The organism is Halorubrum sp. C191, from assembly GCF_002727095.1.
Classification (GTDB): domain Archaea; phylum Halobacteriota; class Halobacteria; order Halobacteriales; family Haloferacaceae; genus Halorubrum; species Halorubrum ezzemoulense.
Genome location: NZ_NHNZ01000124.1, coordinates 20,560 through 36,924, shown reverse-complemented (window position 1 = coordinate 36,924; position 16,365 = coordinate 20,560). Strand labels below are relative to the sequence as shown.

At 67.7% G+C, this 16,365-nt stretch carries 13 protein-coding genes and 2 tRNA genes; 11 read left to right on the top strand and 4 right to left on the bottom strand.

All coding sequences use genetic code 11. The features are described from left to right. The first annotated feature begins 76 nt into the window (after positions 1-76). Positions 77-508 carry a histone family protein gene (locus Z052_RS12260; RefSeq protein WP_049932198.1) on the top strand — a complete coding sequence of 144 codons (432 nt, stop codon included), beginning with the start codon at positions 77-79 and terminating at the stop codon, positions 506-508. Next, positions 509-1,513 carry a histone deacetylase gene (locus tag Z052_RS12255; RefSeq protein ID WP_099289058.1) on the top strand — a complete coding sequence of 335 codons (1,005 nt, stop codon included), beginning with the start codon at positions 509-511 and terminating at the stop codon, positions 1,511-1,513. 212 nt (positions 1,514-1,725) lie between these two features. Here the strand turns inward: Z052_RS12255 and Z052_RS12250 are convergent. Together Z052_RS12250 and Z052_RS12245 are read right to left on the bottom strand one after the other, a co-directional pair. Next, a tRNA-Asp gene (locus Z052_RS12250) sits at positions 1,726-1,798 on the bottom strand. Positions 1,799-1,828: 30 nt separating this feature from the next. After that, positions 1,829-1,901: transfer RNA gene (locus Z052_RS12245), tRNA-Asp, on the bottom strand. Positions 1,902-2,140: 239 nt separating this feature from the next. On the opposite strand from Z052_RS12245, the gene Z052_RS12240 reads away from it, so the two are divergent. The 8 genes from Z052_RS12240 to Z052_RS12205 all read left to right on the top strand — a co-directional run bounded on the left by Z052_RS12240 (position 2,141) and on the right by Z052_RS12205 (position 11,638). Beyond that, positions 2,141-2,371, top strand: a complete 231-nt coding sequence (locus Z052_RS12240) for a DNA-directed RNA polymerase subunit H (protein WP_004599097.1) — start codon at positions 2,141-2,143, stop codon at positions 2,369-2,371. Next, positions 2,368-3,933, top strand: a complete 1,566-nt coding sequence (locus Z052_RS12235; protein WP_006111499.1) for a DNA-directed RNA polymerase subunit B'' — start codon at positions 2,368-2,370, stop codon at positions 3,931-3,933. The genes Z052_RS12240 and Z052_RS12235 overlap by 4 nt, the downstream gene beginning before the upstream one ends. 2 nt (positions 3,934-3,935) lie before the next feature. Next, positions 3,936-5,765, top strand: coding sequence for a DNA-directed RNA polymerase subunit B (gene rpoB, locus Z052_RS12230; protein ID WP_004599095.1), 1,830 nt, complete (start codon positions 3,936-3,938; stop codon positions 5,763-5,765). 6 nt (positions 5,766-5,771) lie between these two features. Continuing rightward, entirely contained in the window at positions 5,772-8,699 is a 2,928-nt protein-coding gene (locus Z052_RS12225) for a DNA-directed RNA polymerase subunit A' (protein ID WP_094520575.1), read from the top strand. Then, positions 8,692-9,906, top strand: a complete 1,215-nt coding sequence (rpoA2, locus tag Z052_RS12220; protein WP_049932202.1) for a DNA-directed RNA polymerase subunit A'' — start codon at positions 8,692-8,694, stop codon at positions 9,904-9,906. Before Z052_RS12225 ends, rpoA2 begins: the two co-directional genes overlap by 8 nt. Further along, complete coding sequence (locus tag Z052_RS12215; RefSeq protein WP_049932204.1) at positions 9,906-10,325, top strand: NusA-like transcription termination signal-binding factor; 420 nt, start codon at positions 9,906-9,908, stop codon at positions 10,323-10,325. Before rpoA2 ends, Z052_RS12215 begins: the two co-directional genes overlap by 1 nt. A gap of 234 nt (positions 10,326-10,559) precedes the next feature. Then, positions 10,560-10,988, top strand: coding sequence for a 30S ribosomal protein S12 (locus tag Z052_RS12210; protein WP_006111505.1), 429 nt, complete (start codon positions 10,560-10,562; stop codon positions 10,986-10,988). Further along, positions 10,985-11,638 (top strand): 30S ribosomal protein S7, encoded by a 654-nt coding sequence (locus Z052_RS12205; protein WP_049932207.1) that lies wholly within the window; start codon positions 10,985-10,987, stop codon positions 11,636-11,638. Before Z052_RS12210 ends, Z052_RS12205 begins: the two co-directional genes overlap by 4 nt. 134 nt (positions 11,639-11,772) lie before the next feature. Here Z052_RS12205 and Z052_RS12200 read toward each other — a convergent pair whose 3' ends face one another. Continuing rightward, positions 11,773-13,758, bottom strand: a complete 1,986-nt coding sequence (locus tag Z052_RS12200) for an aconitate hydratase (protein ID WP_094520574.1) — start codon at positions 13,756-13,758, stop codon at positions 11,773-11,775. Positions 13,759-14,033: 275 nt separating this feature from the next. On the opposite strand from Z052_RS12200, the gene Z052_RS12195 reads away from it, so the two are divergent. Then, positions 14,034-14,507 carry a deoxyuridine 5'-triphosphate nucleotidohydrolase gene (locus tag Z052_RS12195; RefSeq protein ID WP_049932211.1) on the top strand — a complete coding sequence of 158 codons (474 nt, stop codon included), beginning with the start codon at positions 14,034-14,036 and terminating at the stop codon, positions 14,505-14,507. Positions 14,508-14,898: 391 nt separating this feature from the next. Here the strand turns inward: Z052_RS12195 and Z052_RS12190 are convergent, their stop codons facing one another. Next, a complete protein-coding gene (locus tag Z052_RS12190; RefSeq protein WP_094520573.1) occupies positions 14,899-16,263 on the bottom strand; it encodes an LLM class flavin-dependent oxidoreductase in 1,365 nt (454 codons plus the stop codon). Positions 16,264-16,365 lie beyond the last annotated feature (102 nt).

Sequence of the window (16,365 nt, the reverse complement as noted above, 5' to 3'; positions counted from 1 at the left end):
CGCGGCGGCCCGTCCGGATCCGGCGGCAAAGCGGGTAACGGAAAGCGTTATACGACACACGGACGCGACTGTGTGTATGAGTGTCGAGTTACCGTTCGCGCCGGTCGACGGGATCATCCGGCGGAACGCGGGGGAACTCCGCGTCAGCGCGGACGCCGCCGAGGAGCTCGCGCGACGGATCCAATCGCACGGCGCCGAGCTCGCCGTCGACGCGGCCGAGCAGGCGACCGCGGACGGCCGGAAGACGCTGATGGCCGCGGACTTCGGCGTCGAGCAGGTCGTCGGCCGGGAGGATCTCACGCTCCCGGTCGCGCCCATCGACCGGATCGCTCGACTCCGGATCGACGACCGCTATCGGGTCGGCGTCGACGCGCGCGTCGCGCTGGCCGACATTTTGGAAGACTACGCCGACAACGTCGCGAGCGCGGCCGCGACGCTGGCCCGGCACGCGGACCGACGGACCGTACAGGCCGAGGACATCGAGACGTACTTCGCGTTGTTCGAGTAGATGCAGTTTGGCTACAGCGAGCGGTGTCTCGACCACGACACCGGCGAGCGACACCCGGAGAACCCGGACCGACTCCGCGCGATCCGCCGCGGTCTCGCGAAGCGGCACGGCGTCGAGTACGTCGAGGCCGATCCCGCGGCGAAGGCGGCCGTCTCGGCCGTTCACGACCCCGATTACGTCGACGAACTGGAGTCGTTCGTCGCAGACGGCGGCGGCAGCTGGGACCCCGACACCGTTGCCAGCGACGGGACGTGGGACGAGGCGCTCACCTCGGCCGGGCTCGCCCAGTGGGCCGCCCGCGCGGCGCTCGACGGCTCGACCGCGCGGCAGACCCCGTTCGCGATCGGCCGCCCGCCGGGCCACCACGCCGTCACCGACGACGCGATGGGGTTCTGCTTCTTCAACAACGCCGCCGTCGCGGCCCAGACCGCCCTTGACGAGGACCTCGCTGACCGCGTCGCGATCTTCGACTGGGACGTGCACCACGGGAACGGCACGCAGGACATCTTCTACGACCGCGGCGACGTCCTCTACGCGTCGATCCACGAGGACGGCCTCTACCCGGACACGGGGGACCTCGACGAGACCGGCGAGGGAGACGGCGACGGGACGACCGTGAACCTCCCGCTGGCGGCCGGTGCCGGCGACGCCGACTACCTCTACGCCGTCGACGAGGGGATCGGGCCTGCGATCGATCGGTTCGACCCCGACCTGCTGATCGTCTCGGCGGGGTTCGACGCGCACCGCCACGACCCCATCTCGCGGATGCGCGTCTCCTCGGAGGGGTACGCGCTGTTGACCGACCGGATCCGGACGCTCGCCGATGACGCCGGCGCCGCCCACGCGTACGTGCTGGAGGGCGGATACGGCCTCGACACGCTCGCCGAGGGGGTCTCGATGGTCCACGAGACGTACGACGGGCGCCCCCCGGTCGACACCGACGAGGACCCGGACGCGAAGACCGAGTCCCTCGTCGACGACCTGCGGGCGGAACTGGACCTGTAGCCCGGAAGATGGGTCGACGCCGGACTCGCTCGTCGCTATCGCTCCTCGCTCGTAGTCGGCGTCGACAGAAACGCCCGGAGCGGGATTTGAACCCCGGTCGTTCCGCTCGCTACGCTCGCTTCACTCCCTGACTCAAATCCCTTCGACGGTTTCTGCTGTCGCGGTACTCGCTCGTCGCTACCGCTCCTCGCTCGCAATTGCGACAGCAGAAACGCCCGGAGCGGGATTTGAACCCGCGTCACGACCGTGACAGGGTCGTATGATGGGCCACTACACCATCCGGGCAACCAAGCGACAGCGCCCCGAAACCGGGGACGCCCGGAGCGGGATTTGAACCCGCGTCACGACCGTGACAGGGTCGTATGATGGGCCACTACACCATCCGGGCTTGTCGTACCAGTTCGTATCCCTGTCTGGCAAATAAGGCTTGTCATCGCCGACGAGGATGGGGTCCGGTGACAGGGGGGTTGCCTCCGATATCCTTTTGTGTCAACCTCGCGTGTGTGGGAGTGTCGAACGCCCCGCGACCCGTGAGCCGCGCGCGGCGGCGCTTGGTAAGTCTTATGACGCTGGCGCATATACCTACCTGTAGTATCTCGTGATAGCTTCTCCCCACCACCAGCACCCATGGTAGACGTAAGCCAACACGAACTCGTCCCGGACCACGTCCTCCTCGACGACCCCGAGGAGGTCGAAGAGGTCCTGGCGGAGTACGACGTGAAGAAAACGAACTTACCGAAGATCAAACGCACGGATCCCGCGCTCCCCGACGAGGCCGAGGTCGGGGACGTGGTGAAGATCGTCCGCGACTCCCGCACGACCGACGAGGCAGTCGTGTATCGACTGGTCGTCTCATGAACAGGCAAGACCGACGCGTGGTTTCACGCGAATACTTCTCCGACGAACGGCTCGCCGAACACCACTTCCGCTCGTTCAACAACTTCCTGGACCGCGGCATGCAGGAAGTCGTCGACGAGAAGGAGACGATCGAGACGGACATCGGCGACAAGGAGGGCCAGGAGCCCGTCTACGTCGAGCTCGGCGACGTGCGGATGGTCACCCCGCGCGTCCGCGAGGCCGACGGCTCCGAGGAGCTGCTCTATCCCCAGGAGGCGCGCCTCCGCAACATCACCTACTCGGCGCCCGTGTTCATGGAGATGTCCATCGTCCGCGGCGGCGAGGACGAACCGGAGCAGGTCGTCGACACGACCGAGACGAAGGTCGGTCGGATGCCGATCATGGTCGGCTCGGACAAGTGTAACATGGCGGGCTTCTCCGACGAGGAGCTCATCGACATCGGCGAGGACCCCGTCGACCCCGGCGGCTACTTCATCGTCAACGGCTCCGAACGCGTGCTGATGACCTCGGAGGACCTGGCGCCGAACAAGATCCTCGCCGAGTACGACTCGAAGTACGGCGACGAGATCCAGGTCGCGAAGACGTTCTCCCAGCGCCGGGGCTACCGCGCCTTAGTGCTCTGTGAACGCAACCGCGAGGGGCTGCTCGAAGTGTCGTTCCCCTCCGTCTCCGGATCCATCGACTTCGTGACGCTCGTCCGCGCGCTCGGGCTCGAATCCGACGAGGAGATCGTCCACCGCGTCTCGGACGACCCCGAGATCGTGAAGTTCATGCTGGAGAACTTAGAGGAGGCCTCGGTCCAGACGACCGAGGAGGCAATCGAGACCCTCGGCGAGCGCGTCGCGAGCGGTCAGGGGAAGAACTACCAGCTCAAGCGGGCGAACTACGTCATCGACCGCTACCTCCTCCCGCACCTCCACGAGGAGGGCGTCGACGAGGAGGACGTGCGGATCAACAAGGCGTACTACCTCTGCCGGATGGCCGAGGCGTGCTTCGAGCTCGCTCTCGACCGCCGCGAGGCCGACGACAAGGACCACTACGCGAACAAGCGCCTGAAGGTCTCCGGCGACCTGATGCGCGACCTGTTCCGGACCGCTCTCAACAAGCTGGCGCGCGACGTGAAGTACCAGCTGGAGCGCGCGAACATGCGGAACCGGCAGCTCACCGTCAACACGGTGGTCCGCTCCGACGTGCTGACCGAGCGCCTCGAACACCCGATCGCGACGGGGAACTGGGTCGGCGGCCGCTCGGGCGTCTCCCAGCTCGTCGACCGGACCGACTACATGGGCGTGCTCTCGCACCTGCGGCGCCTGCGCTCGCCGCTGTCGCGGTCGCAGCCGCACTTCGAGGCGCGGGACCTCCACGCGACCCAGTGGGGTCGCATCTGTCCCTCCGAGACGCCGGAGGGGCCGAACTGCGGGCTCGTGAAGAACTTCGCGCAGGCGATGGAGCTCTCGCAGACGGTTGAGGACGAACAGGGGCTGAAACGAGAACTGGCGTCGATGGGTGTCGAGGGGATCCCCGGCATCGAGGGCGTCGAACGACAGACGGCGGACGACTGATCATGGCACAAGCAGAACGCGAAGCGAAGGTGTACGTCAACGGGAGCCTCGTCGGCACCCACGAGAACCCGGACGAGCTCGCCGAACAGATACGCGAGGCGCGCCGCCGCGGCGACGTCTCGGAGATGGTGAACGTCTCGGTGAAAGACCGGACCCGCGAGGTCATCGTCAACGCCGACGCGGGGCGGGCGCGACGCCCGCTCATCGTCGTCGAGAACGGCGAGCCGCTCCTCGGCGACGAGGAGATCGAGGCCCTCGAACGCGGCGACGTCGAGTTCGAGGACCTCGTCGAGCGCGGCTACGTCGAGTTCATCGACGCGGAGGAGGAGGAGGACATCCTCGTCGCGGTCGACGAGGAGGACGTGACCGAGGACCACACGCACCTCGAGATCGACCCGCAGCTCGTCTTCGGCATCGGCGCGGGGATGATCCCGTACCCCGAGCACAACGCGAGCCCGCGGATCACCATGGGCGCGGGGATGATGAAGCAGTCGCTCGGGCTCCCCTCGGCCAACTACCGCATCCGGCCGGACACGCGTCAGCACCTCCTACACTACCCGCAGCTGGCGATGGTGAAGACGCAGACGTCCGACCAGATCAGCTTCGACAAGCGGCCGGCGGCGCAGAACTTCGTCGTCGCCGTGATGTCCTACGAGGGCTTCAACATCGAGGACGCGCTGGTGATGAACCAGGGCTCCGTCGACCGCGCGCTCACCCGATCGCACTTCTTCCGGACCTACGAGGGCGAGGAGCGCCGGTACCCCGGCGGCCAGGAGGACCGCTTCGAGATTCCGGACCAGGACGTTCGCGGCGCGCGCGGCGAGGACGCGTACACCCACCTCGACGAGGACGGCCTCGTCAACCCCGAGACGAAGGTCGACGAGTCGTCCGTCCTGCTCGGGAAGACCAGTCCGCCGCGCTTCCTCGAAGAGCCGGACGACATGGGCGGGCTCTCACCGCAGAAGCGCCGCGAGACCTCCGTGACGATGCGCTCGGGCGAATCGGGCGTCGTCGACACGGTGACGCTGATGGAAGGCGAGGACGGCTCCAAGCTCTCGAAGGTGAAGGTGCGCGACCAGCGCGTCCCCGAACTGGGCGACAAGTTCGCGTCCCGACACGGACAGAAGGGCGTCGTCGGCCACCTCGCGCCCCAGGAGGACATGCCGTTCACCGAGGAGGGGGTCGTCCCGGACCTCGTGATGAATCCGCACGCGCTGCCGTCGCGGATGACGGTCGGCCACGTGCTGGAGATGCTCGGCGGGAAGGTCGGCTCGCTCCGCGGCTCGCGCGTCGACGGGACGCCGTTCCAGGGGGAAGACGAGGAGGAGCTCCGCGGTCAGCTGGAGGAGTACGGCTTCGAGTCCTCCGGCAAGGAGGTCATGTACTCCGGCGTCACCGGCGAGAAGATCGACGCCGAGATCTTCGTCGGGACGATCTTCTACCACAAGCTGTACCACATGGTGTCGAACAAGCTCCACGCCCGCTCGCGCGGGCCGGTCCAGGTGCTCACGCGCCAGCCGACCGAGGGGCGCGCCCGCGAGGGCGGGCTGCGCGTCGGGGAGATGGAGCGCGACACGATCATCGGCCACGGCGCGTCGATGGTGCTCAACGAGCGGCTGCTGGAGTCCTCTGACGCCGAAACGGTCCACGTCTCAGCGGAGACCGGGCTCGTCGCCGTCGAGGACCGCGAGCAGCGCCGCGTGTACGACCCGGTCACGGGCGACGAGGACGACATCCACGAGCTGGAGGTCAGCTACGCGTTCAAGCTGCTGCTCGACGAGATGATCGCCCTCGGCATCCGACCGAAACTCGAACTGGAGGACGCGATTTAGATGTCAATGCAAACACCGAAAGTGCTCGGCGGGATCGACTTCGGCCTCATGGACCCGGAGACGTACCGGGACATGTCCGCGACGAAGGTGATCACGGCCGACACGTACGACGACGACGGCTATCCGATCGACATGGGGCTGATGGACCCGCGACTGGGGGTCATCGACCCCGGCCTGGAGTGCCGGACCTGCGGCTCCCACTCCGGCTCCTGTAACGGCCACTTCGGCCACATCGAGCTGGCCGCGCCGGTCATCCACGTGGGCTTCACGAAGCTCATCCGGCGGCTGCTGCGCTCGACGTGCCGCGAGTGCGGTCGGCTCGCCTTGGACGACGCCCAGCGCGACGAGTTCCGCGACCGCTACGAGCGGGCGAAGGAGCTCGGCGACGACGAACACGACGTGCTGAAGGCCGCCGTCCGGCAGGCCCGCAAGGCGTCGACGTGTCCGTTCTGCGGCGAGCCGCAGGCGGACATCAAACACGAGAAGCCGACCACCTACTACGAGGTTCAGGACGTGCTCTCCGGAGACTACTCCGAGCGAATCGCGGCCGCGATGCAGCCCGATGAGGAGGAGGACGACCCGGGCACCTCGCCGCAGGAGCTCGCCGAGAAGACGGACATCGCCGTCGACCGGATCAACGAGATCATGGCCGGCGAGTTCCGCCCGCGCAAGGAGGACCGCCGCGCCATCGAGAAGGCGCTGGACGTCGACCTCACTGAGGAGGACATGAACAAGCTGATGCCCTCGGACATCCGCGACTGGTTCGAGGACATCCCGGACGAGGACCTCGAGGTCCTCGGCATCGACTCCGAGCACTCCCGCCCCGAGTGGATGATCCTGACGGTGCTCCCGGTCCCGCCGGTGACCACTCGTCCCTCGATCACGCTCGACAACGGCCAGCGCTCCGAGGACGACCTCACCCACAAGCTGGTCGACATCATTCGGATCAACCAGCGGTTCATGGAGAACCGCGAGGCCGGCGCCCCGCAGCTGATCATCGAGGACCTCTGGGAGCTGCTCCAGTACCACGTCACAACCTTCGTCGACAACGAGATCAGCGGGACACCGCCGGCGCGACACCGCTCCGGCCGTCCCCTCAAGACCCTCAGTCAGCGGCTGAAAGGGAAGGAGGGCCGCTTCCGCGGCTCGCTCTCCGGGAAGCGCGTCAACTTCTCCGCCCGGACCGTCATCTCGCCGGACCCGACCCTCTCGCTGAACGAGGTCGGCGTTCCGGACCGGGTCGCCAAGGAGATGACCCAGACGCTCAACGTCACCGAGCGCAACGTCGAGGAGGCGCGGCAGTACGTACGCAACGGGCCCGAGGCCCACCCCGGCGCGAACTACGTGCGCCGTCCCGACGGCCGCCGGCTGAAGGTGACCGAGAAGAACTGCGAGGAGCTCGCCGAGAAGGTCGAGGCCGACTGGGAGGTGAACCGCCACCTCGTGGACGGCGACATCGTGATCTTCAACCGACAGCCGTCGCTCCACCGGATGTCCATCATGGCCCACGAGGTCGTGGTGATGCCGTACAAGACGTTCCGGCTCAACACTGTCGTCTGCCCGCCGTACAACGCCGACTTCGACGGCGACGAGATGAACATGCACGCGCTCCAAAACGAGGAGGCCCGCGCCGAGGCCCGCGTCCTCATGCGCGTCCAAGAGCAGATCCTCTCGCCCCGGTTCGGCGGGAACATCATCGGCGCGATCCAGGACCACATCTCCGGCACCTACCTGCTCACCCACTCGAACCCCGAGTTCACGGAGACGCAGGCGCTGGACCTGCTCCGCGCCACGCGCGTGGACGAACTGCCCGAGGCGGACGGCGTCGACGACGACGGCCGCGAGTTCTGGACCGGCCGGACGCTGTTCTCGGAGCTGCTCCCGGACGACCTCGACCTCTCCTTTACCTCCTCGGCCGGCGACAGCGTCGTCATCGAGGACGGACAGCTGATAGAGGGGACCATCGACGAGGACGCGGTCGGCGCGTTCGGCGGCGAGGTCGTCGACATGCTCACGAAGGAGTACGGCGAGACCCGCGCCCGCGTGTTCATCAACGAGATCGCGTCGCTGGCGATGCGCGCGATCATGAACTTCGGGTTCTCGATCGGGATCGACGACGAGTCGATCCCGCCGGAGGCCGAAGAGCAGGTCGACGAAGCGATCGAGAGCGCCTACGACCGCGTTCAGGAGCTCATCGCGACGTACGAGGCCGACGAGCTGGAGTCGCTGCCGGGCCGCGGCGTCGACGAGACGCTCGAGATGAAGATCATGCAGACGCTCGGGAAGGCCCGCGACTCGGCCGGGGAGATCGCCGACCAGCACTTCGGCGACGACAACCCGGCGGTCGTGATGGCGCGCTCGGGCGCCCGCGGTTCGATGCTGAACCTGACGCAGATGGCCGGGTCGGTCGGCCAGCAGGCGGTCCGCGGCGAGCGGATCAACCGCGGCTACGAGGACCGGACGCTCTCGCACTACCGACCGAACGACCTCTCCTCTGAGGCGCACGGCTTCGTGGAAAACTCCTACCGCGGCGGGCTCACCCCGCAGGAGTTCTTCTTCCACGCGATGGGCGGCCGCGAGGGGCTCGTCGACACGGCGGTCCGGACCTCCAAGTCCGGTTACCTCCAGCGTCGGCTCATCAACGCGCTCTCCGAGCTGGAGGCGCAGTACGACGGCACGGTCCGGGACACCTCGGGCCGGATCGTCCAGTTCGAGTTCGGCGAGGACGGCACCTCGCCCGTGAAGGTCTCCTCCGGCGAGGAGGACGGCATCGACGTCGAGGGGATCGTTGACCGCGTGGTCGACGCGGAGTTCGCCTCCGACGAGGAGAAGGAGCGGTTCCTCGGCGAGCGCGAGCCGCCGACGAACCTCTCGGAGCACGCCGGGCCGGGGCTCAACAAGGCCGGCGGGCCGGGGGTGGAGTCCGATGACTGAGTACGACAACGTCACCGACGACATGGAGGCGGTCGTGGAGGCGACCGAGCTCCCCCGCCGACTCAGGACGAAGGTGTACGAGGCGATAGACCGGAAGGCCGAGGAGGCCGGCGAGGTCACCATCGAGCAGGCGACCGACATCGCCGAGGGCGTCGAGAACCGCTACGAGCAGACGCGGGTTGATCCCTTGGACCCTGTGGGCACTGTTTCTGCCCAATCGATTGGTGAACCCGGTACTCAGATGACAATGAATACTTTTCACTACGCTGGCGTCGCAGAAATCGACGTCACGCAGGGGCTCCCCCGACTCATCGAGCTGGTGGACGCCCGGAAGACGCCGGACACGCCGATGATGACGGTCCACCTCGACGGGGAGTACGCGACGGACCGCGAGAAGGCCCACGAGGTCGTCTGGTCGATCGAGGCGACGCGCATCCTCGCGCTCGGCGACGTATCGACCAACGTCGCGGACATGCTGGTCCGGATCGACTTAAACGACGACACCCTCTTGGAGCGGTGGCCCACCCACTCCGACCCGACGGAGATCGCGGGGATCATCGCCGAGACGATCGAGGACGCGTTAGGCGTCGACGCCCGGCAGGCCGGCACCGTGATCGAGTTCGGCCCCAACGAGCCGAGCTACCGCGAGCTGCTCCAACTCGTCGAGCGGCTCCGGGAGATCGTCTTCAAGGGGATCGAAGAGATCGAGCGCGTCGTCATCCGCAAAGAGGAGATCGACGGCGACGAGGAGTTCGTCCTCTACACCGAGGGGTCGGCGTTCGGCGACACCCTCGACATCGAGGGCGTCGACGCCTCGCGGACGACGTGTAACAACATCCACGAGATCTACCGCAACCTCGGCGTCGAGGCGGCCCGCGAGACGATCATCGACGAGACGAAGAACACGCTCGAAGAGCAGGGGCTCGACGACGTGAACGTCCGCCACCTCATGCTCGTCGCCGACATCATGACGAACAACGGCGAGATCGAGTCCATCGGCCGGCACGGCATCTCCGGCAACAAGGACTCGGTGCTCGCGCGCGCGGCGTTCGAGGTGACGGTGAACCACCTGCTCGACGCCGCGATCCACGGCGAGTACGACGACCTCGACGGGGTCATCGAGAACGTCATCGCCGGCAAGCCCATCTCGATGGGGACCGGCGACGTCGACCTCCGGATGGGGTCGCGCGTCGTGAGCGACGACTAATGCGCGTCGAGCTCTCCGACGAGGCGCGGCGCTACATCGGTCGGTTCGACGAGCTGACCGGCGTCACGCCGACCGACTGCCTCGTGGAGGGCGACCGGCTCGTGTTCGTGGTACCCGCGGGCGAGATGGCGGCCGCGATCGGGCAGGCCGGCGAGACCGTCACGGAGGCGGAGCGGCGGCTCGACAAGTCGATCGAACTAGTCGAGGACGCCGACACCGCCGAGGCGTTCGTCGCGAGCACGCTCGCGCCGGCGGCCGTCAACGCGGTCACCATCTCGGAGCAGAACGACCGCGTGGCGTACGTCGAGGTTCCGGAGGCGGACCGCGGCGTCGCCATCGGCGCGGAGGGTGCGAACATCGAGACCGCCCGCCGGCTCGCCGAGCGTCACTACGACGTCGACGACGTACAGCTGACCTGAGGGGAGCGACGCTCCGCCGGTCGTCCCGGGTCCCCCGGTTCGCGCGCCGAGGGCGCCCGAACCCGCGCACTCTTCCGCCGGCTTTGACCGGAGAACGAACGCGTCTCTCGGCGGCTTATCGCCTCAACGTTGTTTTGCGCCCGTCGTTCCGCCGCGAAACGCCCTCAGNNCTGAGGGCGTTTCGCGGCGGCGAAAGACGACGCTTAAGTAGCTCCGTTCGGAAGTAGACGTACGATGGCGAACGGCAAGTACGCGGCCCGTAAGCTCAAAAAGGACCGGCAGAAGCGACGCTGGTCCGACTCCGAGTACGCTCGGCGCGAGCGCGGGCTCAAGACGAAGTCCGACCCCCTGGAGGGTGCCCCGCAGGCGCGCGGCATCGTCCTCGAAAAGGTCGGCATCGAGGCAAAGCAGCCGAACTCGGCGATCCGAAAGTGCGTCCGGGTTCAGCTCATCAAAAACGGGAAGCAGGTCACCGCGTTCTGCCCCGGTGACGGCGCGATCTCGTTCATCGACGAGCACGACGAGGTCACGATCGCCGGGATCGGCGGCGCGAAGGGTCGCGCGATGGGCGACCTCTCCGGCGTCAACTACAAAGTCGAGAAGGTCAACGGCGTGTCGATGATCGAACTGGTTCGCGGCAACGCGGAGAAGCCGGTCAGATGAGCGGCGAGGAAACCGAGGCGCCGTCCGAGGAGGACGTCGCCGCCGAGGAGCCGGACCCGGACGCGCCCGCGTCGAGCGAGGCCGCCAACGAGAACGCCAAGCTGTTCGGCGTCTGGGACGTCACCGAGATCGCCTACGAGGATCCCTCGACGAAGCGGTACATGACGGTGACGCCCATCGCGCACACGATGGGCCGCCACGCGTCGAAGCAGTTCAAGAAGTCGGAGATCTCCCTGGTCGAGCGGCTGATCAACCGCCTGATGCAGACCGAGGAGAACACCGGGAAGAAACAGCAGGCGACGCGGATCGTCCGCGACGCCTTCGACATCGTTCACGACCGGACCGAGGAGAACCCGGTCCAGATCCTCGTGAGCGCCGTCGAGAACGCCGCGCCCCGCGAGGAGACCGTCCGCCTGAAGTACGGCGGCATCTCCGTCCCGAAGGCGGTCGACGTCGCGCCCCAGCGCCGCGTCGATCAGGCGTTGCTCTTCATCTCCGACGCCGTCGCGAGCGCGACGTACAAGTCGACGACCGCCGCCGCCGAGGCGCTCGCGAACGAACTCGTCGCCGCCGCCGACTACGACGTCGAGGGCTCCTACTCCATCTCGCAGAAGGAGGAGCGCGAACGCGTCGCCGCCGCGGCCCGCTGACGCCGCCGGCGTTTTCTACATCTCTTTCCGACCGCCCACCGACGGGTCCGCCTCGATCTCGCCGCGTCGGGCGCGTCGCCGCCGCTGGTGAGGAGCGAAAAAAGAAAGTCGGGTTCGGCCGCGCGGTCGCGGCGTCAGTCGTCGGCCGGCGTTGCGCCGGAGCCGCCGTCGGCGTGCTGCTGTTTGACCCACGAGAGCTTGCCGCCGGCCGCGAGGATGTCGCGCTCGCGCTCGGAGGCGTCGAGGTCGGCGGTGAACTCCCACTCGCCGTTGACGCTCACGGTGAACTCCTCCTGCCCGGAGCGGACGCCCGCGGGCACGTCGTCGACGATTTCGAGGTCGTCGCCCTGGTCGATCTCCTCGTACGTCTCCTCGTCGATCGCCAGCGGGACGATCCCGAAGTTGAACAGGTTCGCCTTGTGGATGCGGGCGAAGCTCTGCGCGAAGACGGCCTCGATGCCGAGGTACATCGGACAGAGCGCGGCGTGTTCGCGCGAGGAGCCCTGGCCGTAGTTCTCGCCGGCCACGAGGACGCCGCCGTCGGCGTCGAGCGCGCGGTCGGCGAACGTGTCGTCGACGCGCGAGAGCGTGAACTCGGAGAGCTTCTCGATGTTCGAGCGGAACTTCAGGATGTCCGCCGTCGCCGGGATGATGTGGTCGGTGGTGATGTTGTCCTCCATCTTGAGGAGGGCTTCGCCGCCGTCCACGTCGATGTCGTCCTTCAGCGGCACGTCGCCGATGTTCGGACCCTTGACGAGCCCGTCGTCGATCGCCTCGTCGGGCGAGATGATGTCGGAGTCGTCCTCTCCCATGCCGGGGCCGTACTTCGTACCCATTTCGAGACCGGGCGCTTCGAGGTCGCCGAGCTCGTCCGCGAGGTCACGCGGGTCGACGATCTCGCCGGTGATGGCCGCCGCGGTGGCGACCTCGGGCGAGCAGAGGAAGACGGAGTCGTCCTCGATGCCCGAGCGGCCCTCGAAGTTGCGGTTGAAGGTGCGCAGCGAGACGGAGTCGGAGGCGGGCACGTGACCGATGCCGATACACGCGCCGCAGGTCGCCTCGGAGAAGTTGACGCCGGCCGCCATCATCTCCGCGGTCCAGCCCTCGCGTGCCAGCATCTCGGAGGCCTGCTTCGAGCCGGGCGCGACGATCATCTCGGTCTGCTTGGCGACCTCGCGGTCCTCCAGCATCTTCGCGCTGGGGAGGATGTCCTCGTAGGCGCCGTTGGTACAGGAGCCGACGATGACCTGCTCGACGTCGGTGCCCTCGTACTCGCTGACGGGGGCGACGTTGTCGGGCATCGAGGGGGCGGCCACGAGCGGCTCGAGCTCGGTCAGGTCGATCTCGATCGTCTCCGCGTACTCCGCGTCCTCGTCGGGCTGGAGGTCGACGAACTCGTCCTCGCGGTCCTGGCGCGCGAGCCAGTCCTTCGTCTTCTCGTCGGTCGCGAAGATCGAGGAGGTGGCGCCGAGCTCGGTGCCGAGGTTCGTGATCGTGGTGCGCTCGGGGATCGTGAGCTTCTCGGCGCCGGGGCCGGTGTACTCGAAGATCTTGCCGACGCCGCCCTTGACGGTCAGCTCGCCGAGCAGGTGGAGCGCGATGTCCTTCGCGGTCGCCCACTCGGGGAGCTCGCCCTCGAGGTGGACGTTGACGACCTCCGGCATCTCGACGTAGTAGGGGCCGCCGCCCATCGCGACGGCGATGTCGAGCCCGCCGGCGCCGATCGCGAGCTGGCCGAGCCCGCCGGGGGTCGGCGTGTGCGAGTCGGAGCCGAGCAGCGTCTTGCCGGGCGCCGCGAAGTTCTCCTTGTGGACTTGGTGGCAGATACCGTTGCCGGGCCGCGAGAAGTACGCGCCGTACGTGCCGGCCGCGGAGCGGAGGAAGCGGTGGTCGTCAGTGTTCTTGAAGTCGAACTGGTACGTCTGGTGGTCGCAGTACTGCGCGGCCAGCTCCGTCTGGACCTCGTCCATTTCGAGGGCCTCGAACTGGAGCCACACCATCGTCCCCGTGGTGTCCTGCGTCAGCACTTGGTCTATCTCGATGCCGATCTCCTCGCCGGGCGTCAGCTCGCCCTCGACGAGATGCTCATCGAGGATCTTCTCTGTAATCGTTTGTCCCATATCATCCGCAGTTGGCTCTCCCGTGGATATAAAACCCGCGAGTTTCCCGAAGATCGACCGTGTTAGATCGTCCGATGCGGCAACGTTCGCTGTGAACTCACAGTGGTACCATACACCGTGAAATACGTAGCCGTGCCGAGTATTTTAGGTCATTAAACGCCTGAAACGGCCGAAAACCACCGTCTCCGCGCCTCCGGCGAGAGCTGCCGCTTTCCGCGCGAGCGACCCGCGGCGCGGTCGACACCGTTTAGGCTCGGCCGCGGTTCCGGACGCGCATGTTCGATTCGGGAGCCGCGGTCGCGGCGGCGCTCTCCGCGGCCGGCGCCGACCTCGACGACGCGCAGCGACAGCCGAACGGCGTCGACCTCACCGTCGACGCGCTGTTCGAACAGGCGGAACCGGGCCGGCTCGGGCGCGACGGGAAGCGCGTGGGCGAGCGCCGGGAACTGGAGCCGCGGGGCGACTGTTACCGGCTCGAACGCGGGAGCTACGTCGTCCGGTACGGCGAGCCGGTGCGGATCCCGGACGAGCGGATCGGCTTCGTCCTCCCGCGCTCGACGCTGCTGCGGAACGCCTGTACCCTCGACACCGCGGTGTGGGACGCGGGCTACGAGGGGGTCGGCGAGGGGCGCCTCGACGTGGGACACCCGATCGAGATCGAGCCGGGCGCGCGGATCGCGCAGCTGGTGCTCGCAGAGGCCGATCACGACGGGACGTACGACGGCGCGTACCAGCAAGAGAACCTCTGAAACGATCGGTTGGCGCCCGTCGGCCACATCCACCGCCGCGCGCGAGTGCGACGCCGCTGGGCGCACCGGTCGGTGACGAGCGCTTCCACCACTACCACGCCGTCGTCGCAAACGGACGGAACACCCGTAGCTCGGGAGTCAAAGGAACGAACGGCACGCCCGTGCCGGGAAAAGGTGGCACGAGCGTGTCGTTCAGTAGGTCCCCGCTGACGCTTCGGCCCTCCAAGCGAAGCGTCACCTGAAACAAGCGGAGGTAGATACTTAAGCGTGCCGGGGGCGGCAGCGTTATCGTATTAGCTAGCGGCAAGATGTTCACAACACGTGACCAACAGGAACCGAAACAGCCCGACTGCAGTCCGGTCCCGTCGACTCGGCGGCGGACTCTCTCCCGCTACTGGCGGGTGGGGTGGTCGGCGCGGAGCCGCGTCTGTCCTTCGCCGAGGAGTCGCTCGCGGAGCGTCTCACCCGGCGGCTCGGCGTCGGCCGGGGGGACGAGCCCGCGCTCGCGGAGCTCCGGGACGACGAGGTCGACGAAGTCGACGAGCGAGTCCGGGCGGACGACCTCCTTGACGTTGAACCCGTGGACGCCGACCTCTTCGTGCCAGCGCTGGAGCTCGTCGGCGATCACCTCCGGGGTGCCGACGATCTTCGGCGAGGTGGTGCCGAGCCCGCAGAACTCCGCGACTTCGCGGACCGTCCACTCGCGGTCCGGCTGCGCCTTCGTGAACGCGTTCATCGTCCCTTGGATCGCGTCCGTCTCGATGTGTTCGACCTTCTGGTCGGGGTCGAGTTCGGATAGGTCCATGTCGAGGAAGCCGGACAGCAGCGCGAGCGTCGCCTCGACGTCGACGTGCCGCTTGTACTCCGCGTGCTTCGCCTCCGCGAGCGCCTGCGTCTCGCCGACGATCGGCACCACGCCGATGAAAAAGCGGAGGCTCTCGGGGTCGCGCCCGGCGTCGGCCGCGCGCGACTTCACGTCCGACATGTACTCGACGGCGCCCTCCTCGGTCGGCTGGCTGGCGAAGACGGCCTCGGCGTTGCGCGCGGCGAACGACCGGCCGTAGTCGGAGGAACCGGCCTGGTAGACGACGGGGGTGCGCTGAGGCGACGGCTCGCAGCCGTGCGGCCCCGGCACAGAGAAGTGATCGCCCTCGTAATCGATCGCGTGGACCTTCTCCGGGTCGCTGTACCGCCCGGCCTCGCGGTCGGCCTCGACCGCGTCGTCTTCCCACGACTCCTCCCACAGCTCGTAGCAGACGTCGAGGAACTCGTCGGCGCGGTCGTAGCGCGTCTCCTTGTCCATCCGATCGTCGAGGCCGAGGTTCGCCGCGGCCGACTCCAGGTACGAGGTGACGACGTTGATCGCCACCCGGCCGTCGGTGAGGTGATCGAGCGTCGAGAACTCCCGCGCCAGCTGGTAGGGGTGGGTGTACGTCGTCGAGCGCGTCACCGCGAAGCCGAGGTCGTCCGTGACCTCCGCCATCGCGGGCACGACCAGCTGCGGGTCGTTCGCTGGCGTCTGGACCGCCCGCTCGACGGCCGTCTCGCGGTCGTCGCCGTACACGTCGTAGATTCCGCGCACGTCGGCGAAGAACACCGCGTCGAAGCCGCCGCGCTCGGCGGTGCGCGCGACCTCGGTCCAGTACTCGCGGTCGGCGTAGTCCGCCGACCGGTCGCCGGGGTACCGCCACGACCCGGGCGAGACGTGCTCCACCGAGGTCATGGTGAAGAGGTTGAGGTGTAGGTGATCGGACACGGACCACCGTACGCGTTCCGGGGTAATACGGCCACAGGAAGTGGCGTCACTTGTCGCGGTCGCGGACGCCTCGCGACGGAGACGCGCGGAGCGACCGCCGAC